Raw genomic sequence first — 20,428 nt, 5'->3', positions numbered from 1 at the left:
ATTAAATCAATAACTATGAAAAAGCAAATTTTAAGTTTCGCATTAGTCGCGGCAATGGTAACCGCACTTGCAACAGGATGTAGTTCAACTAAAGACGCCAGTAAAGGAGCCGACAGTACAAAGATGGATTCAACATCTACAACAACTCCGGCGCCGGCAGCAACTGACACCGCTAAAACCGACACCACCAAAAAAGATACTTCTAAAAAGATGTAATTATTCATTAAGTTTTACCATAAAAATTTCAAGATATTTCAACGAAGATTCAGGAATTTTTATGGTAAAATTTATTGCGTTTTTGGTAAATCAGGGGTGGTTAAAATGCAGTTTTTATGACCCCGCCGTCGGCCCTTAAAGTAGCGCCATTGGTGGCCGCCGAAAGCGGACTGGCCACATAAGTTACCAGGCTGGCAATTTCATCGGGAGTTATAAAACGTTTGATGAGGGATGTGCCGCGCATGCTGGTGAAAAACTCCTTTTCGATTTCAGCTTCCGTCAGTCCCTGGTCGTTGGCTAAGGCGGTGATAAAGTCGCCAACGCCTTCAGACAAGGTTGGGCCGGGTAATACCGAATTTACCGTAACGGCAGTACCTTTGGTCATTTCGGCCAATCCGCGTGCTATTGCAATTTGCGCCGTTTTGGTCATTCCGTAATGGATCATCTCGGCGGGAATTTGTAGTGCCGACTCACTCGAAATAAAAATGATACGCCCCCAGTTTTTGGCGATCATTTTATCAAAATAGGCCCGTGATAAGCGCACCCCGCTCAGCACATTTACTTCGTGAAATTTAAACCAGTCTTCATCAGTAATTGCCGAAAATTCTTTCGGTTCAAAAATACCTACATTGTTTACCAGGATGTCAACCTCCGGTAATTGAGTCAACAGGTTTTGAATTTGTTGTTTATCCGAAAAGTCGGCAGCGATGCCTTTAATGTTTTTGTTGCCGGTTTCATTGATCATTTTGTCAACAACCGCATCAACTTTATGTTGATTGCGGCCGTTGATGTATACCTGGGCGCCTTCGCCGGCTAATGATTTGGCAATGGCATAGCCGATACCGGCAGTTGAGCCGGTTACCAAAGCAACCTTGCCCTTAAGTTGAAGATCCATATGCTTTGTATTTGTGGTTTTTTGAATTACCAATGCAAGATTAATACATGTTTATAGAACCGCAAGCTTTTAAACTCAAAGATTAAACCACCCTGACAAAAGAATATGTTTATGACTTAAGTATGGATTGTTTTAAACAAAGCTATATACAGTTGTCCGTTCACCACAAATTTGGGGTGTTTCACCACATAAATTATAAGGTATCTGTTTGGTTCATTTACCTTGAGGTAAAAGAAAAAATGCCCCCGCATATTTAAAATTTCAACTGGCTGCTCACTTTGGCACGTTGTGGGGGGCATCAATCCTTGTACCTTACATGTACTATAATAAACGCAACGGCAATTATCTCGTTCCTGACGATAAAACCCCGGTAAGCACCTGGGAGTACTTTTTCCAGGGAAATTTCAGGTACGATATCGTCGTTGTTGTGGCGTTGTTTACTATTTATGCTTTATTTATATCATTCAAGTACAGTAACGGTTACCGACGATTTATTTTGGGCATCGTGGTAAATGCGGTGGGTAGCTTTTTGAAAATCGATATCGGTGGCCTGATAAATATCCACAAACTTTTGCGGATTACGGTCAACCAACGGGAACCAGGAGTTTTGTACCTGGATCATTATCCGGTGGCCTTTCCTGAAAGTGTGGCCTACATCCGGCAGCGCATATTTCACTTCCGTTACTTTGCCCGGTATAAAAGCTTCGGGTTTTTCGAACGAGTTACGGAAGCGGCCCCTAAAAACTTCGCCCCGGATCAGCATCTGATAACCGGCAAGGGTAACATTTTTAGGGTTGGGGTTTGCATTGGGGTAATTATCAGGGAAAACATCAATCAGCTTTACCACATAGTCGGCATCGGTACCGGTTGTTGATGCAAACAAATCGGCCATTACAGGGCCTGTTAGGGTCATATCTTCGGTAAGGGTATCTGTTTGGTAAACCTTAACGTCAGGTCTGCGGCCAGCAAAACGTTGGTCGTCCAGCATGTATTCGCGTGTACGGCCTTTTTGTATACCGTCCTGGTAGGGCACCGGTGCATTCGGGTCGCTCACATACTCGTCAAAGCTATCAGTTGCCGATGGAGCAGAATGATAGCTTGCCATTAGGCTGAAAGTAAAGTGTTTTTTCGGTAGTGTTTTTTGGCGGCCATGTTTCAAACTTTTTCCACTGGTTGCTGCCGGTTATGAATATGCTGGCCTCGGGTAATTCCATTTTGCCTTCATCTTTCAAATAGTAGTTAAAAAATGGAAGCTCAATATTTTCACGGAACCATTCGGCTGTATTCGACCCAAAATTCTGATCAACAAAAAGCGTTGCATCTTTGCTCTCCCATCCGCCGTGGAACCATGGGCCCATAACCAGCATGTTTTTATGGCTTTGCGGGTTTTGTTTTTCCAGTGCATCATACACATGCAGGGCACCAAAGCAATCTTCGGCGTCAAAAAAGCCTCCGACAGTCATGGTAGCCGGCTTAATGTTGACTAAATGCGGGCGGATGTTCATTGCTTTCCAAAACTCATCATAATTAGGATGCGACATTAAATCGTTCCAGAATTTGATAGAATCGCCCATGTATTTCTTTTTGAAATTGGGCAAAGCACCCATTTCCAGGTAAAATTTGTAGTTATCCTTAAATACTGGTTTAATATTGCTTTTAAATTCTTTTGGCGTAATAGGCTTGGGACGGGGGATGCCAAAACCAGTATAAAAGTTAAATGCATCCATCATCATAAACGCTCCGTTGTGGTGAAAATCGTCGCCTATAAACCAATCGGTAACCGGGGCCTGTGGCGATACAGCCTTTAGTGCAGGGTGCGCGTTTGGCAACGAGGCACTGGAGTAAAAGCCAGGGTAGGAGATGCCTTCGATACCAACCCGGCCATTGTTGTTGGGCAGGTTTTTTACCAGCCAGTCAATGGTATCGTAAGTATCGGTGCTTTCGTCAATGTCGGTTTTGCTCTTTTTCTTATCTAATATAGGGCGTACATCTACGTAGTCGCCTTCACTCATCCACCGGCCACGCACATCCTGGTAAACAAAAATATACCCTGCCCTGGCAAACAACATATTTTGACCAAGCGTGCGCCTGTATTCGTTTTCCCCATAAGGGGCAACGGTATAGGGTGTACGCGTCATCATGATGGGGTACTTTTTTGATTGATCTTTAGGCAGGTAAATGGAAGTGAAAAGTTTTTTACCGTCGCGCATGGTAATGTACTTTTCCATCTTGTTGTAGTTGTCCTTGATGTAGGTGGCATCGTCAGATGGCGGGGCTGTTTGTGCGCCCGCGAGCGAACAGCATAAAGCAAGCCCTAAACAGAGTAGCAGTTGTTTCATAAGTCAGTCAGTTAATTTAAACTGCAATTTAATGAATAAAGCCAGGTTTAGGCTGTTTGCCAACTTAATTGTTACAATGAGCCCGAAAATTATGCACAGCAAAACCGGCCAATCTGTTTGCAAATTGACCGGTTATTATTTCGAGGTGCTACTTCCCATCGTACGCATCCTGCAGATCCTTAACTATAAGCTTATCCATTTTCATCATGGCTTGCATCGCTCTTGCCGAGCCTTCACGGTCGGCGCCATATAGTACCTTGGTCAGTGTGTCGGGTACTATTTGCCATGATAGGCCAAATTTATCTTTCAGCCATCCGCAACGTGATTTTTCGCCCCCTTCGGATAGCTTTTCCCAAAAGTAATCTACTTCTTCCTGGTCTTTGCAATCAACAAATAGCGATATAGCTTCATTAAATTTAAACATGGGGCCGCCGTTAAGCGCCATAAATTGCTGGCCCGCCAATGTGAAGGTGCCTGTCATTAGTCTGCCTGTTTTGCCGGGCGCTGCATCGCCATACCGGGCAAGGTCGCCAACGGCTGATCCTTCGAACACAGCGATATAAAAGTTGATGGCTTCTTCGGCATTATTGTCGAACCATAAAAACGGGGTGATTTTTTGTCTGATTTCCATAAATAGTCGGGTTGTTAAATTGATTTGAATGATCAAATGTAGCTGTAAACAGGCTTTATTGATGCGGGTTGATCATGACATTTTTAGGGGGTGATAATGAAAGTAAGCATAGCTAAGTTTAGGCAAATTTGGCCCCAAAACCGCCTTTGTTTAATTTTAGGTTGTTTTTGGGGCTTGTGAAATTTTGATTAGCTTTAAAGCACCAACATCTTAAACATCATATGATAACACGATTCATAAAATGGATAGCGCCGGTAGTTATCGCAGCGCTTTTTTTTGCCTGTAAGCAACCTCCAATTTCGCAGCCGGGCGATGTTACTTTAAGCAGTTATTTTAGCGATACCAGCAGTGGTGTTAAAACGGGTGGCGTTCAAGTAGTAACTATCAATACGCCCAAGGGAAAGTTTCACATTTGGACAAAAAAACTGGGCAACAACCCTAAAATTAAATTACTGCTGCTTAACGGCGGACCCGGCGCCACACATGAATACTTTGAGTGTATGGAGAGTTTTTTGCCGGCCGAAGGCATTGAATTGATTTATTATGATCAGCTCGGTTGCGGCAATTCCGACAATCCTAAGGATACCTCCATGTGGAGCCTGCCCCGTTATGTTGAGGAGGTAGAACAGGTACGCCAGGCCTTAAAGCTGGATAGCAGCAATTTTTACCTGCTTGGCCATTCGTGGGGCGGTATCCTGGCTATGGAGTATGCGCAAAAATATCAGCAAAACCTAAAAGGCCTTATCATTTCAAATATGATGATGAGCGTGCCTGCTTATGGAAAGTATGCCGATGAAGTGTTGGCAAAGCAACTTGATCCTAAAATTTTGGCGCGGATAAGGGCCATTGAGGCTAAGGGTGACTTTGAAAACCCGGAATACATGGGTTTGTTGATGCCGAATTTTTATGTTAAACATATTTGCCGCATCCCGCTTGACCAATGGCCTGAGCCGATTAACCGTTCATTTGCCAAAATGAACCAGTCATTATATGTAACCATGCAAGGCCCAAGCGAATTTGGTGTTGCAGGTAAGCTGGTTAAATGGGATAGGATGGCCGATTTGCCCAAAATAGCTGTACCAACGCTAAGCATAGGCGGTCAATATGATACTATGGACCCGAAGCACATGGAAAAGGTATCTCAGCTGGTGCAAAACGGCAGTTATTTATATTGCCCCAACGGAAGCCATATGAGCATGTATGATGACCAGCAAACCTACATGACCGGCCTTGTTAAATTTATAAAAGGGGTGGATGCAGGCGAAAAGAAGATAAAACTATAATCACTTTCAAATTCAAAATACAACGCCCTGAGCCTTTACCTGCCGGGGCGTTTTGCTTTGTAGGTAATTGAATGCAAACCGGCATCCGCTTTTTATGTTATTATATGGTATTTAACAGCCCCCTGTTAAACGTTTTAGCAAAAAAACGCGGCTATCGCTATCGGGAATAGTTTTAAAATAAGACATTTGCCATACCACTATTTATAAACACATTTACATACCTATTGAAAAATGAGATTTTTATTTGACCATAAATTAAAAATAAGTGCCTGTTTATTTGCTCTGCTCACATGTTTTAACGCCACAGTCCAGGCACAGCAAGCCAGCCAAAAAACTCAGAAAGACGAAGTAGACTTTGTTAACCCTCTAATAGGTACAGCCATTACCGGTTTTGCCAAAGGCCTTGATGGTGGTGGCACTATGCCCTGCGTAAATGTGCCCTTCGCCATGACCAACTTTGTTGCGCAAACCGGCGAAAGCAAAATGGGCCGTATGTGTTACCAATACGAAGATAAAACCGTTATAGGACTGCTGGCCACCCATCAGCCAACTGTTTGGATGGGTGACTATGGTTATGTATCTATTATGCCCCAGGTTGGTAACTTGCGTGTATTGCCCAACGAACGCAAATTAACCTACAATCATAAGGACGAGATAGCAAAGCCATACTACTACTCGGTTAAGTTAAAGGCTGATAATAAAACCTTCATCAAATCAGAAATAGCAGGCGCAAATACCTGCGGCATGTTCCGGTTTACTTTCCCGGCTGCAGATAAAGCTCATCTTATTATCCAGGGTATAAACCTTAACCCGCAGCTTAAGGATTGGGCAAATGATTATGGCCCCAGACTTAAAAAGCTAAAGGGCTACGTTCATGTTGATACCATCAATAATGAAATTACAGGCTACAATCCCGATAGGCAATCGGCCCAGATAGGGCCGGAACTTAAAAACTTCAAGGGTTATTTTATCATCAGGTTTGATAAACAGATCCGTAAATACGGTACCTGGGATAAAAATGTCATCAAAAAGGGCAGTAAAGAACAATTCGGCACCCGCATGGGCGCATTTATTTCTTTTAAAACAATAACCAATACCCAGATCAAAGTAGCCGTGGCCACCTCATTTATCAGTATTGACCAGGCCCGCCACAATCTTAAAAAAGAAATTCCGGATTGGGATTTCGAGAAAGTGGTAAAGGATACCCGCGATAACTGGCAGCAGCAACTAAAAGTGATACAGGTAAATAGTATCACTAATGAGCAAAAGACTATATTTTATACTGCCCTTTACCATACCCTGTTGTTTCCAAGGCAATTTTCGGAGTATGGCCGGTATTACAGCGCGTTTGACGATAAAGTACATAGTGGAATTTCTTATAACGATTATTCACTTTGGGATACTTTCCGGGCTTTGCACCCTTTGTTAACGCTGACTCAGCCCGAGCGGGTAAATGGTATGGTGAAATCCTTATTACAAATGTACCAGGAGGGCGGCTGGATGCCCATGTGGCCAAACCCAACCTATACCAATATTATGATAAGCACCCATGCCGATGCGGTGGTAGCCGATGCTTATGTAAAAGGGTTCCGGGGATATAGCACCAAACTGGCTTACGAAGCCATGCATAAAGATGCTTTTACAGCGCCCGACGGTGATACGCAAAAAAAATGGGGCGACCGCGATTTGTGGACGAGCTTTGAAGCCCGCGGCGGCCTTACCAACTACCATAAACTGGGCTATGTTCCTGTTGATAAAACCCGTGAGTCGGTTTCCCGGACAATTGAGTATGGCATCGACGATTACTGTGTGGCCCAGGTAGCCAAAGCATTGGGCAAGGATGATGACTATAAACAGCTGATGGCCTGGAGCCAGAACTATAAAAACGTATATAACAGTGCTACAGGATTCATGGCGCCGCGCAACGCCAACGGACAATGGTCGGCCAAGCCGGATAGCGGCTTTACCGAAGGTACCAAGTGGACTTATACCTTTGGCGCCATGCAGGACGTGCCGGGCATGATAGCCCTTATGGGCGGTGAAAAAACTTTTGCCGATAAACTATCCCATAATTTTACCGATGGCCACTACAGGGCCGATAATGAGCCCGGGCACCACTACATATACCTGTTTAACTATTGCGGTATGCCCTGGAAAACCCAGGAACTGGTAAGGCAAAACGTAGGCTGGCAAAATTACCGCAACGCCCCTGTAGGCATCAACGGTAACGATGATTGCGGCCAAACATCGGCATGGTATATTTTTAGCACCATGGGTTTTTACCCGGTAACACCTGCATCGGGTATGTACAGTATTGGCGCGCCGCAATTCCCTTATATTGCCCTAAGCCTGCAAAATGGCAATAAGCTGGTTATTAAAGCCACCGACTTATCGGCACAAAATAAATATGTGAAGGCAGTTACTTTTGATGGTCAGCCCATTAAAAACCACATGATATCGCATGAGCAGATAAGCCATGGCGGCACATTGGAATTTAAAATGACGAGTGTGCCGCAAAAAGATTGATATGCAGATTTCAGATGAGCAGATTTTTTTTCTATAGCATGGTCTGTACAGAATATCAGAGAAGAATTTAGATAAGTCACGGTTGATGAAAGAATTTATAAAAGATCAATTGAAGGTTGAAGCGTCGGGCAGTCGGCACCTGATGGGCATAGCGGCTGCAAATGCGGTAGCCGAAAAAATCAATGAACTGCTAAAAGCAAAGCAATTCGTTAATATCATTTTCGCGGCGGCCCCGTCACAAAATGAGTTTTTGGATGAATTGCTGAAACGGGATATAGATTGGACGAGGATCAGGGCTTTTCACATGGATGAATACCTTAACCTGGATGCGGACGCGCCGCAGGGTTTTGGCAATTTTTTAAAAGAACGACTGTTTTGCAAAGCGCCTTTTAAGGCGGTACATTATCTCAATGGCAACGCTGAGGATGCGGAGCAGGAGTGCCTGCGCTATGCAGACTTGCTAAACCAATTCCCACCGGATGTTGTTTGCCTGGGCATCGGCGAAAACACGCACCTTGCTTTCAACGATCCGCATGTGGCCGATTTTAATGATCCCCTGTTGGTTAAAATTGTCGATCTGGACAATGCCTGCCGTGTGCAACAGGTAAATGATGGCTGTTTTGCCAGGATAGAAGATGTACCCACCCATGCCTTAACGCTCACTATCCCCGCATTGGTAAACACGCCTTTTGCTTTTGCCATTGTGCCCGGCGAAAAAAAGGCAGATGCGGTTAAACATACTTTAAATGCAGCAATATCAGAAAAATACCCTTCAACAATATTGCGGACACACCCGGATGCTATATTATTTGTTGATGATAAAAGCGGAACGTATATTTAAGCATCCCGTTAAAAAAGTAAATTGGGGAAACGAAAGCAGCACCCGCTAAGATTGCGATTCCATGAAAAAATTATTACTCGCTTTATTACTATTAATTAGTTTAAACGCCGTTATTGCGCAGCAAGCAAAATCACCTTTTGCGGTTCGCGGGTTCCATCTCGACCTGCGCATCCAGGTAATGACCATGCCGGCGCTTAAAGCTTTTGCATTAAAACTAAGCCAAAGCGGGATGAACACGCTGGTGATGGAGTGGGAGGGTACTTATCCATTCGAAAAACATCCCTTGATACCCAATCGCTACGCTTACAGCAAGCAGGAAATTAAAAGCTTTATCCGCTACTGCGACAGCCTGGGTATCGATGTTATTCCCTTACAACAAAGTTTTGGCCATGTGGAATACATTTTACGGCACCAGCGTTATAAAAACCTGCGCGAAGATCAAAAAGATGTATCGCAGGTGTGCCCCTTGGAAACGGATGGGGATAAAGCCCTGTTTACTGATTTGTATACCGAACTTGCCGCCACACATACCTCTAAATATATCCACATCGGCGGCGATGAAACCTACCTGCTGGGGCACGATGCCAAATGTAAGGCCAAAGCCGAAAAGGAAGGTAAATCCAAACTATATACTGATTACATTAAAATGCTTTGCGAAATCGTGATAAAACTGGGCAAACGCCCGGTACTTTGGGCCGATATCGCGCTAAAATATCCTGAGGCCATTAAATCGCTGCCCAAAGAAACCGTTTTTGTAGATTGGAACTATGGCTGGGATATGAGCTATTTTGGCAACCACCAAAAGTTGATGGAAAGCGGCTTCGAAATCTGGGGATCGCCGGCAATCCGGTCGAGTCCGGATAACTATAACCTTACCCTTTGGGAAAAGCACCTGAAAAATATCAGCAATTTTATACCGGCTGCAAGCAAATTGGGCTATAAAGGGATGATCATGACGTCGTGGTCAACATCGGGACAATACTCGGCGGTGTTTGAATCCGAATCGGACATGGCCGAGTTGTATGCCATCAGGCACGTGTACCCCTTATCGGGGTTTAATATGTCTATAGCCGCCTATTTCGAAGCAGTTAAAAGTAACCAGCCTTTAAATATCACCAACTTTGTGTACAGCTACGGTCAAAACCAGTTCGGGTTTGATAGGGCCGGGGCCATTTCATTTTGGGAAGCACTTAAAACAGCGCCCAATGAAATACAACAGGGCGAGGTAAAATCGCCCACGCCGCTATCGGTTCAGCAATTGCTGGATAGCTGCACCATTGCCCGGCAAAAGCTGTACGCCCTAAAGCCAACGAAAAACCAGCAGGAATTTGAGCACTTTAAATTAATGGCCGATGTCAGGGTATATTACCTCACTTACCAGGCTATTGAAAAGCGGGTGAATGAGGCGTCGTTTGATAATGCGCAAAAGACTGCAGTAATTGCTGCGTTAAAGCAACTGTTGGCTACATCAAAAAATCTGGATGACAGGTTTGAACAATTGAATAAAGATTTCCTAAACCCATCGGCCATCCAGGCGGAAAACGAACTGCGTAATATGAAAGTAATAGGGTTATTTGATAGGTTGGCAGGGGCTAAATAATTTAATAAAGCTACTCTTGCTGCCGCGGGGTTTCACCTGGAGATATAATGAGATCGGGAGATTAAAATCCAACTTATTGATATATTTAAGCCAATTAACAACTGTTTTTATTCTAAACCTTTGATATCATGATTTTAGCATTCGTTTTAATATGTGCATCTATTATCTATCTAATAAACAAAAAGAAGTTTATAGATAAAACGAATGCTCAAAAAATATGGAGATTTGGTATTTACGCATTATCCGTATTCGTTGGGATAATTGTTTTTTTTGAGATACTTCACATCATAAAATATCATTCCATCAACTAAATTCTTGCTACCGCGAGGTTTCACCTCGTGGTTAAACATGGTTTCAGCTTTCAGCTGAAATACACTTAACAGGCCTGATGAAACCGGCACGCAAACGTTTGACCGCTTTTTATTTATTCTTATTCTCGATCAGCTGCGATTCTATAATGATTTTATAATAGGCGCTTTGCTCATTACTGCCCTTATCCTGGTGATGGAGCAAGTCCATCAGGATATCAGCAGCTTTTTGCCCCTGCAGGTAGGGGAATTGCTCAACCGAGGCTGTCGGGATGTTTTCCATATAATTGATCAACGGTAAATTGGCGTAGCTTACAAATTCAATATCTTTATTTATCCTGATGCCGAGCTTTCGTGCGTGTTTAATAGCAAATAAGGCTACATAGTCGTTAAACGTAACAACGGCTGTGGGTTTTCTTTTGTTGGCCAACAGCTCGTCGAAAGCTTTTTTTGTGCCCTCTTCCGTTAAATCGCAGGATACAATAAGCGAAGGATCAAATTTTAGCCGGTTTTTGGTCATTGCCTTAATGTAACCTTCTTTTCGTTCGCCGGTGGCTACCATAGTTTGGGGGCCATTGATCATGCCTATGGCACGGTGACCTTTTTTTAACAGGAAACTAACTGCTGCTATAGTACCAATTTCCATATTACAGGCCACGTAATGGATGTTGGCAATGTTGGGAATTCTATCAAAATAAACTATAGGGATGTTATATTTTTTAAGGTTTTCAAAATGCTGAAAAGAAGAAGTGTTTTTGCCTACCGATACCAGCAGCCCATCTACACGGTGATTTTTCATTTTCTCTACCAGTTCTTTTTCTTTCTGCTCATCGTCATGTGATTGTGCAAGCAATACCGTATAGTTCTTTTTATAGGCGGTATCTTCAATGGCGCTAATGGCCGATGAAAAAAATGCTTCAGAAAGTTCGGGCAAAATAACACCAATGGTGCGGGTTTTCCCCTTCTGTAAAAAAATGGCAGTTTGATTTGGCTCGTAGTTTAGTTCGCCGGCCAGTTTCTTAACTTTTACCCTGGTACTGAGTCCGATGCTGGGATGATCATGCAAGGCCCTTGAAACTGTAGATACCGAGATACCAAGTTGTCGGGCTATCTCTTTTATAGTAGTCGGCTTTGATTGCATTATCCTTTTGGTGTACTTGAAATAAAATTAAAGTTAGCAGATTATTATCAAATTAATGCCGGTTTGCAAAGTACTGCAAACGTTTGCGTGCCGTTTTTGGGTTTGTGTAATTTATTTTCACATGCTTAATCACTAATTTCAGCAAAACAAAATGTTTATTAAGAAGCCGGCACATTTATAAAAGGATACCAGTTGGTGTTTGCCGATAACATAATATGAAAAAAACTACAGTAAGCTGCCTTGTCTTTTTAATTGGTTCTTTTATAGCCGCTGTTTCGCTGGCGCAGGTTGCAAACCCCGATGTGCTCAATATAAGGCAGGTAATTCCCTTAGGTGGCAATGCCTGGGTAAACGCGCCCGATACCATTACTGATGAAGGCCTGGTGAATTGGAAAGGCCCTAAATCAACCGCGAACATCTATTTCAGGGTTTCGGTTGCGCAGGATATTAAAATATCGTTGCGGCTACGGGTGCCAAACGGCGAAAGTAAGATCCGGATAAAAGAAGGCGAAAATTATATATTTAAAAAGGTAAGCAACCGGGCTTTTGATACCATTGAGATGGGAACGATTCATTTAAAGCATGCCGGTCATGTTAAAATTGAACTGAAGGGTATGAGTAAAACAGGCGCAGTGTATGCTGATGTAAGCGACCTCATCATCCAAACCAAACAGCCCGATGCCGATATAGCTTATGTAAAACCAGGCAGTTCGTTCCACTTCGGCAGGAGGGGACCATCGGTGCACCTTAGGTTTACAGTTCCCGATGATAAAAAACCAAAAGTGAGATGGTTTTACAACCAGATAATTGTTCCCAGGGGGCAGGACGTTGTCGGATCATATTTTATGGCAGATGGATTTGGCCAGGGATATTTTGGCATGCAGGTAAATTCGGCTGCCGAACGCCGGGTGTTGTTTTCTGTATGGAGCCCGTTTAATACCGAAGACCCCAAAAGCATTCCCGATAGCATGCGCATTAAATTGGTAAAAGGTGGCGCGGGCGTACACATTGGCGAATTTGGCAACGAAGGATCGGGTGGGCAAAGTTATATGCACTATCCCTGGGAAGCCGGGAAAGCCTACGCCTTTTTGTTAAGCGCCGAACCTGATCCTGCTAAAAATTCAACAACTTTTACGGCTTATTTTGAAGACGTTGCCGCCGGCAAATGGTTCCTGGTGGCCAGCTTTAACCGGCCGCAAAAAGCAACTTACCTAACCAGCCTCTATTCTTTTGTAGAGAATTTTGAGCCCGAAAACGGCGATAAAACCCGCAAAGCCCTGTTTACAAACCAATGGATAGGCGATAGTGAAAATAACTGGCAGCAACTTACCGGGGCTGTATACACCGGCGATGCTACCGCCAAAGCCAACTACCGGAAAGATTATGCAGGCGGCGTCGAAGGAGATAAATTTTACCTGCAAAACGGCGGTTTTTTTGACGGTTTCGTGAAACTGAACACGCCATTAGCCAGGGCAGCGGCAGGTGTAAAACCGCTTATTGACATTAATAAATTACCAGTTAAGTAAAAAATCAAGCGTGGGAAAGAGTCAAGAATCAAGAATCAAGAAAAAAAAGGCGGATTGCGGATTTGCTTCAAAGACGAAACTTTTCAATAAACGATATATATTGACTTTTTTGAGCTTATCTTGATTCTTGACTCTTGACTCTCAACACGCATTACCTATTAAATAAAACTGATATATAACTTATAAAATGGAAAGAAGAGAATTTATAAAAACCGGCGCTATTGCCGCAGCCGGCTTCAGCATATTGCCGTCTGGTAGTTTGTTTGCGTCTGCACCAGCCAAAGTAAGGCTGGGTTACATTGGTGTTGGGGCCCGCGGCATGAGCCACATTGCCGAAGGTTTGCTGCGCGATGATGTAGAAGTAGTAGCTATTTGCGATACCCAGGAGCATTCGCTGAAAATTTGCCGCGAATACATAGCCAAAAAAGGTCATGCCCCGGTGACGGAATACACAGGTGGCCTGGATGCCTACAAAAAACTTTTAGACCGTAAGGATATTGATGCAGTCATCATAGCCACACCATGGCAGTTTCACCATCCGCAGGCTATTGATGCCATGAAGGCCGGCAAGTATGTGGGTTGTGAAGTTATTGCCGGCTTAACGGTAGATGAACACTGGGATATTGTACATACCTCCGAAAAAACAGGAATGCCCTATATGACATTGGAGAATGTTTGTTACCGGCGGGATGTAATGGCTGCGCTAAATATGGCACGCCAGGACCTTTTTGGCGAGATTATCCATTTGGAAGGCGGTTATCAGCACAATTTAAGGCCGGTATTGTTTAACGATGGTAAAGGGAGCTACGGTAACAGAGGCGTGGAATATGGTGCCAAAGCCTTAAGCGAAGCCCAATGGCGTACCCAGTTTAATATAGATGTGGATGGCGACATCTATCCAACCCATGGTGCAGGCCCTTGTATGCATTACGCCAATATCAACGCGGGTAACCGGTTTACCAACCTGGTATCTTTTAGCTCAAAAGCACGCGGTTTGGGGGCTTATATAGAAGAATTGTCGCCGGGCCATCCCAACGCTAAGATAAATTATAAAAATGGCGACGTAACTACCACCATGATCAATTGCGCCAACGGCGAAACGGTATTGCTGAGCCACGATACGCATTTGCCACGCCCGTATTCATTGGGCTTCCGCGTACAGGGCACAAAGGGGTTGTGGATGGATGTAAACAAAAGTGTTTATATCGACCATAAATCGAAAGAGGATGATTCCTGGGATCCGGCACAACAATGGTTTGATAAATACGATCACCCGTTGTGGAAAAAATACGAAAAAATGGCCGAAGGCGCCGGTCACGGCGGGATGGATTGGTTTGTATTTAACGCCTTTATCGAATCGGTAAAAAATAAACGCCAAACGCCTATTGATGTTTATGATTCAGTTACCATGAGTGTTATTACGCCATTATCAACCAAATCCCTTAAAGAAGGCAATGCAAGCGTGGTCTTTCCTGATTTTACAAAAGGTAAATGGAAAGATAGGAAAAACAGTTTTGCCCTGGACGATAGCGGATTTTAGATATGTGATGATGTCGCCGGTTTATTTAAGCACCCTAATTGTCAAGTGCACAACCTGGCAATTAGGGTGCTTTGAGTTGCTAAAGTGGATTAAGGTGGGTGTGGCGGGCATGGTATCAATAATTTTACCTTTTTTAGTTTCCAAAAGTTATAACATCCTTATAATAGATTTTAATTTTTGATAGCTTGCTTTGCGTATTAGTGATTGCACGAAATAAAATTTACCCAAAGCCGGTATTCAGAAATTATAAGTTCTAACTAAAATGAAAAAACAATTTGCTGCCATTATTTTCCTGTTAAGTAGTTTTACTTCTTCGGCACAAAAAATACCCTATACAAATTGCGAAAAATGCTGGCTGCCCGATTCGTTAGGAAATCACCGGGTGGTGTTAAGTTATACCGGCCCATCCTCGGGAATAGCCATTGCCGATATCCCGTGGAGACGACGCGACGCCAACCCGCAGGATAAACGCATAATTGTTGTTGATGCGAAGACAAATATAAAGATCACCAATGTAGAAATGAGTGATATAACCCGGGAAAAAGGGAAGGTTTATTTTGAACCAACCTCTGGAGCGGGTACTTACTACATTTATTATATGCCTTACAAAAACGAAGGGCGTTCCAATTATCCCAAGGGCGTATATTTAAAACCCGAAAAAACAGCATCTGAAGATTGGATGAAAAAACTGTCTACGAGGGATGTTTTCATTGGCGCTACGGTTAAGGCGTTTCAATCCATAGATGCTTTCGATAGCTTTTATCCGATGGAAGTGATCGCCACCAAAGCAGAGACTGACGCTTTGATCGACAAAAATAAAAAAGAAGACTTCCTGGTTTTTCCGGAAGACAGGTTAAACACTATCCGTATGACCAAAGATTTGCCACAACGATGGATAGAACTTGGGCCGCAAAACAAATATACAGGCGTAGTTGCCCGTGGCGAAAACTTTGCCTTTCAGTTGGGTGTTTACGCGTTGCAAAACATCGAAAATGTAAAGGTTACATTTAGTAACCTTACTTCGCCGGCTGGCAAAACCATCCCCGCATCTGCGTTGTTTTGTATTAATACAGGCGGTACCACTTATGATGCTAAACCGTTAACCAAAACGATAAATATTGCACAGGGCGATATCCAGGCTTTATGGTGCGGTGTCAACGTGCCCGTTTCGGCTTTGCCATCAATTTATACAGGTAAAGCTACTATCCTGGCCGATGATAAAGCTGCTAAAACGATTATTATATCCATAAAAGTAAATAGTAAAATATTAAAAGATGGCGGTGTAAATGAGCCTTATAAAATGACCCGCCTGGGCTGGCTAAACTCTACCATGGCGCAGGAAAATACAGTAATTGCACCGTATACGCCATTAACAGTAGATGGCAATACCATTAGCCTGCTGGGCAGAAAAGTGGAGGTAAATAAAGATGGTTTCCCTAAACAGGTACAAACTTACTTTACACCCGAAATGACGGAATATGCCACCACACCTAATAACTTACTCACCGAGGGCATTCACTTCCATTTTATAAATGCCGCCGGTAAAAAGATAAACCTGAAAAGCCAGGGCGTGCAATTTGGTAAAAAAGAAGCCGGTACGGTACAGTGGACGGCGGTAAGCGCCAATGATAGTTTGCAAATGGATGTATCCGCATCCTTGGAGTTTGACGGCTTTATGGCCTATACAGTAAAGGTGAAGGCCTTGCAGGATGTAAGTTTAAAGGAGATAAATATGCATATCCCCCTTAAAAAGGACTTTGCCAAATACATGATGGGCCTTGGCCAAAAGGGTGGCTATCGTCCCGAAAATTTTGAGTGGAAATGGGATGTGGCGCATAAAAACCAGGACGGCGCCTGGGTTGGCAACGTAAACGGTGGTTTGCAATATTCACTGCGCGATGAAAAATACGTTCGTCCGCTTAATACCAATTTTTATCTCCAAAAACCATTGATCCTGCCATCGTCATGGGGCAATGATAATAAAGGCGGTATCAAAATTGCCTTTGATGGTAAAGCGGTGCTGGTAAACAACTATAGTGGCGAGCGCAATTTGAAAAAAGGAGAGGAGTTGTACTACAACTTTACCTTACTTATTACGCCGTTTCATACCATTAATACCGATTTTCAGTGGGCCACCAGGTTTTATCATGCTTACAAACCTATTGATACCATTAAGGCGGCTGGTGCAACTTTAATAAATATTCACCATGCTACGGCTATCAATCCAACTATCAACTACCCTTTTATCGCCTGGCATAAAATGAAGGCCTATGATGATTCGGCTCATTCGGCAGGATTAAAAGTAAAAATTTACAACACCATACGCGAACTGTCAAACCACGCTTATGAAACTTTCGCGCTCCGCAGCCTTGGGCACGAAATTTATTCGCCCGGCAGAGGCGGCGGCTTCAGCTGGCTGCAGGAACACCTTGGCGACGATTACATTGCCGCCTGGTTTGTACCCGAAATTAAGGATGCGGCAATTATCAACAGCGGTATGAACCGCTGGCATAACTACTATGTAGAAGGCATGAACTGGCTTACCCAAAACGTAGGCATCGATGGTATTTATTTAGATGATGTGGCCTTTGACCGTGTAACCATGAAACGTGTTAAACGTGTACTTACAAAAGACGGGCACCCTGGTATAATTGATCTTCACTCGGCCAATCAATACAACAAAAGTGATGGTTTTAATAACAGCGCCAACCTGTACATGGAGCATTTTCCATACCTGAACCGCCTGTGGTTTGGCGAATACTTTGATTACGAAAAGAACGCCCCTGATTTTTTCCTGACCGAAGTGAGCGGTATTCCGTTTGGCCTAATGGGCGAAATGCTACAAGGCGGCGGTAATAAATGGCGTGGTATGGTTTACGGCATGACCAACCGCATGCCCTGGAGCGATGGCGCCGATCCGAGGCCGATATGGAAAGCCTGGGATAACTTTGGTATGAAGGGCACCAAAATGATTGGTTACTGGGTTGATGATAACCCGGTAAAAACCGATAAAGCCAAAGTCCTGGCAACCGTTTACAAAAAAGCAGGTGCGGCAATGGTATCTATAGCCAGTTGGGAAGAAAGTGATACTGATTTTAAACTAATCATCGATTGGAAGAAACTGGGAATCGATCCTGCAAAAGCAACCATCACAGCGCCGGAGATTAAAAGTTTTCAGCCTGCTAAAACGTTTGGTTTGGATGATAGGATTCCGGTTGAAAAAGGAAAGGGCTGGTTGCTGATTATCAGGTAAAACAGGCCGATAAAAAACAACGATTGCCACTGGTAGCAAATGTATACCGGTGGCAATCGTTACTATTAAGGAAGTACGAGTGGATGTTTATTCTAACGTTGTAAGTAAGAATAGAGTAAATCTCATATATCTTAGTTATTACCGGCTACTTCCTCTATTTACCAGTTATCCTAAAGCTGGCACTTAGCTTTTCATCTGCCGAGTTACTGCCCAGGATTACCTTATAATCCCCCGGATAAAGTTTCCAGCCGTGCTTTTGCAAATCCCATTTTTGCAACTCCTTAACCGGAACTTTTATGGTTACCAGTTGCCCGTTTCCTTTGCCAACGCTTACTCGTTTAAAGCCTTTCAGCTCTTTAATTGGCATCCTGTCTAAATTTGGATATTTAATATAAGCTTGTACAACTTCATCGGCGTCCATATTGCCCGTGTTTTTAACTTTAATAGTAATACTGATGGTATCTTTGGCCGCATATTGTTTGGCCGGTGCGGAAGCGGCCTCGTAACTAAACGAAGTATAGCTTAGGCCAAACCCGAATGGGTATTGTACAGCGCCCCCAAAGTAACGGTAGGTACGGCCTTTCATACTATAGCTGGTATATTCCGGTAAATCCTTAACCGAATTATAAAACGTAAGCGGCAGGTGCCCCGACGGGCTTATCTTCCCAAAAACAATGTCTGCCAAAGCGTTTCCGCCTTGCTCACCGGGATACCAGGCATATATGATGGCGTCGGCATATGATGCTATGGCGGCTACATCCACATCGCTGCCGGCAGTTATTACAGCAATGATAGGTTTCTTTACACCCTTACGCAATTCTCGCATAAAGGCTATTTCGCTTGCAGGCAAACTCAGGCTCTTTTTATCGCCTCCGGATTCGGCCAGGAAGGCATCCCCGGCTTCACCCTCCAATACAGGTGATAAACCTATTACGGCGATGGTTACATCGGCATTGCCTGCACCCCAGATACCGCCAAAATGGGTAGTGTCGCGATAATCGCAGCCCAGGTCATATTCTACACGGGTGCCCTTATCCACATTGCCGGTAATACCTTCTACAAAGTTTACTACTTTGCTGCTCACACCATGATAACTGCCAACCATCGCATCTAATGCGGCCGCATTGGGGCCTAACACCATAAAGCTGGTGTATTGGCCTTGTTTAAACGGGAGTATATTGTTATCGTTTTTTAGCAATACCATACTTTGTTGCGCAACCTTACGGGCAAGCGCAATATGAGCATCGTTGTGGATGCTATCGGCACCGTAATTTTTAAATGGAGCCGCACCGCCATCGTCAAAAAAGCCTAATTTGAACTGGGTTTTTAAGATACGGGATAGTGCTACATCAACTTCTTTTTCTGTTAACAGCTTTTGCTGTACAGCCTTCACCAGGTCGCCCTGGAAAACCGAGGAGCAGTCCAGGTCGATTCCGGCCTTTATACCCGCGGCCGCCGTTTCAACAGCTGTCGGGATGGTTTTGTGAGCTAAAAAAACATCGTCAAGTGCACCGCAATCTGTAACTACATGCCCTTTAAAGCCCCATTCGTTCCTTAAAATATCTGTTACCAGGTTTTTATTTACAGAGTTTGGTACGCCGTTGATACTGTTATAAGCTGTCATCACAGATTCTACACCAGAGTTTACCAATGCGTGGAATGCATACAGGTACGTTTCGCGCATGTCTTTTTCATCAACAATAGCATCAAAAGAATCGCGGGTAGCTTCGGGGCCGCTATGCGCTGCAAAATGTTTGGCGGTAGCTGCCGCCTTCAGGTAACGGCTGTCTTTGCCCTGCATCCCGTGTACAAATGCCGATCCTATGTGCGCGGTCAAAAACGGGTCTTCGCCGTAGGTTTCCTGCCCGCGTCCCCATCGTGGATCGCGAAAGATGTTGATGTTGGGTGTCCAAAAGGTGAGGCCCATATACTGCAAACGGCGCCCTAATGATGTGGATAAGTTGTATTTGGCCCTTGCCTCGGTCGAGATCGCATCGGCCACGGAATCAACCAGTTTTTCATTAAACGTTGCCGCCATGCCAATGGCCTGCGGAAATATGGTGGCATCGCCGGCGCGTGCCACGCCGTGTAGGCCTTCGTTCCACCAGTTGTAAGCGGGGATGTTTAAACGGGGTACAGCTTTGCTCCTGTAGCCCAATAAGGATACTTTTTCTTCTAATGTCAATTTAGATATCAAATCCTTTATTCTGGTATCAATCGATTGCGAAGCATCTTTATAAACAGGCGTACTTTGCGCGATAGCAGATAAAGATGATAGTATTAATGCGCAACCTGATAAACAGGCGGCGCTTTTTTTCATGATGATATG

General features: G+C 43.9%; 12 protein-coding genes and 1 pseudogene. 8 read left to right on the top strand and 5 right to left on the bottom strand.

Annotated features, from left to right (window positions below; all coding sequences use genetic code 11):
- Window positions 1-15 precede the first annotated feature (15 nt).
- Window positions 16-216, top strand: coding sequence for a hypothetical protein (locus tag ACFGVS_RS06855; RefSeq protein WP_439697999.1), 201 nt, complete (start codon window positions 16-18; stop codon window positions 214-216).
- Window positions 217-316: 100 nt separating this feature from the next.
- Here ACFGVS_RS06855 and ACFGVS_RS06850 read toward each other — a convergent pair whose 3' ends face one another.
- The 3 genes and pseudogenes from ACFGVS_RS06850 to ACFGVS_RS06840 form a co-directional block, all read right to left on the bottom strand.
- Window positions 317-1,111: an SDR family NAD(P)-dependent oxidoreductase gene (locus ACFGVS_RS06850; protein ID WP_439697998.1), complete on the bottom strand. Its 795-nt coding sequence runs from the start codon at window positions 1,109-1,111 to the stop codon at window positions 317-319.
- A 460-nt stretch (window positions 1,112-1,571) separates the two neighbouring features.
- Window positions 1,572-3,450: pseudogene (locus ACFGVS_RS06845) on the bottom strand (CocE/NonD family hydrolase).
- 148 nt (window positions 3,451-3,598) lie between these two features.
- On the bottom strand, window positions 3,599-4,081 hold the full coding sequence (locus tag ACFGVS_RS06840; protein WP_274213044.1) for a VOC family protein: 483 nt from the start codon (window positions 4,079-4,081) through the stop codon (window positions 3,599-3,601).
- A gap of 221 nt (window positions 4,082-4,302) precedes the next feature.
- Here ACFGVS_RS06840 and ACFGVS_RS06835 point away from each other — a divergent pair, with 221 nt between their 5' ends.
- The 4 genes from ACFGVS_RS06835 to ACFGVS_RS06820 all read left to right on the top strand — a co-directional run bounded on the left by ACFGVS_RS06835 (window position 4,303) and on the right by ACFGVS_RS06820 (window position 10,331).
- The gene (locus ACFGVS_RS06835; RefSeq protein ID WP_439697997.1) at window positions 4,303-5,364 is read left to right on the top strand and encodes a proline iminopeptidase-family hydrolase; all 1,062 of its coding nucleotides are present in this window, start codon (window positions 4,303-4,305) and stop codon (window positions 5,362-5,364) included.
- 231 nt (window positions 5,365-5,595) lie between these two features.
- On the top strand, window positions 5,596-7,890 hold the full coding sequence (locus ACFGVS_RS06830; RefSeq protein WP_439697996.1) for a GH92 family glycosyl hydrolase: 2,295 nt from the start codon (window positions 5,596-5,598) through the stop codon (window positions 7,888-7,890).
- A gap of 85 nt (window positions 7,891-7,975) precedes the next feature.
- Window positions 7,976-8,731, top strand: a complete 756-nt coding sequence (locus ACFGVS_RS06825) for a glucosamine-6-phosphate deaminase (protein WP_439697995.1) — start codon at window positions 7,976-7,978, stop codon at window positions 8,729-8,731.
- A 61-nt stretch (window positions 8,732-8,792) separates the two neighbouring features.
- Window positions 8,793-10,331 (top strand): beta-N-acetylhexosaminidase, encoded by a 1,539-nt coding sequence (locus ACFGVS_RS06820; protein WP_439697994.1) that lies wholly within the window; start codon window positions 8,793-8,795, stop codon window positions 10,329-10,331.
- Between the two features lie 420 nt (window positions 10,332-10,751).
- On the opposite strand, the gene ACFGVS_RS06815 is transcribed toward ACFGVS_RS06820, so the two are convergent.
- Window positions 10,752-11,780, bottom strand: coding sequence for a LacI family DNA-binding transcriptional regulator (locus ACFGVS_RS06815; RefSeq protein WP_090647787.1), 1,029 nt, complete (start codon window positions 11,778-11,780; stop codon window positions 10,752-10,754).
- A gap of 215 nt (window positions 11,781-11,995) precedes the next feature.
- Between ACFGVS_RS06815 and ACFGVS_RS06810 the strand changes: the two genes are divergently transcribed.
- The 3 genes from ACFGVS_RS06810 (at window position 11,996) to ACFGVS_RS06800 (ending at window position 18,099) form a co-directional block, all read left to right on the top strand.
- On the top strand, window positions 11,996-13,306 hold the full coding sequence (locus ACFGVS_RS06810; protein WP_439697993.1) for a DUF3472 domain-containing protein: 1,311 nt from the start codon (window positions 11,996-11,998) through the stop codon (window positions 13,304-13,306).
- Window positions 13,307-13,493: 187 nt separating this feature from the next.
- Complete coding sequence (locus tag ACFGVS_RS06805; protein ID WP_274213051.1) at window positions 13,494-14,846, top strand: Gfo/Idh/MocA family protein; 1,353 nt, start codon at window positions 13,494-13,496, stop codon at window positions 14,844-14,846.
- A 262-nt stretch (window positions 14,847-15,108) separates the two neighbouring features.
- The gene (locus ACFGVS_RS06800) at window positions 15,109-18,099 is read left to right on the top strand and encodes a glycoside hydrolase domain-containing protein (protein ID WP_439697992.1); all 2,991 of its coding nucleotides are present in this window, start codon (window positions 15,109-15,111) and stop codon (window positions 18,097-18,099) included.
- Between the two features lie 154 nt (window positions 18,100-18,253).
- Here ACFGVS_RS06800 and ACFGVS_RS06795 read toward each other — a convergent pair whose 3' ends face one another.
- The gene (locus ACFGVS_RS06795; RefSeq protein WP_439697991.1) at window positions 18,254-20,419 is read right to left on the bottom strand and encodes a glycoside hydrolase family 3 N-terminal domain-containing protein; all 2,166 of its coding nucleotides are present in this window, start codon (window positions 20,417-20,419) and stop codon (window positions 18,254-18,256) included.
- Window positions 20,420-20,428: the final 9 nt, after the last annotated feature.

The sequence above is a fragment of the Mucilaginibacter sediminis genome (assembly GCF_051903035.1).
Taxonomy (GTDB): Bacteria; Bacteroidota; Bacteroidia; order Sphingobacteriales; family Sphingobacteriaceae; genus Mucilaginibacter.
This window is presented reverse-complemented; position numbering and strand designations above follow the sequence as displayed.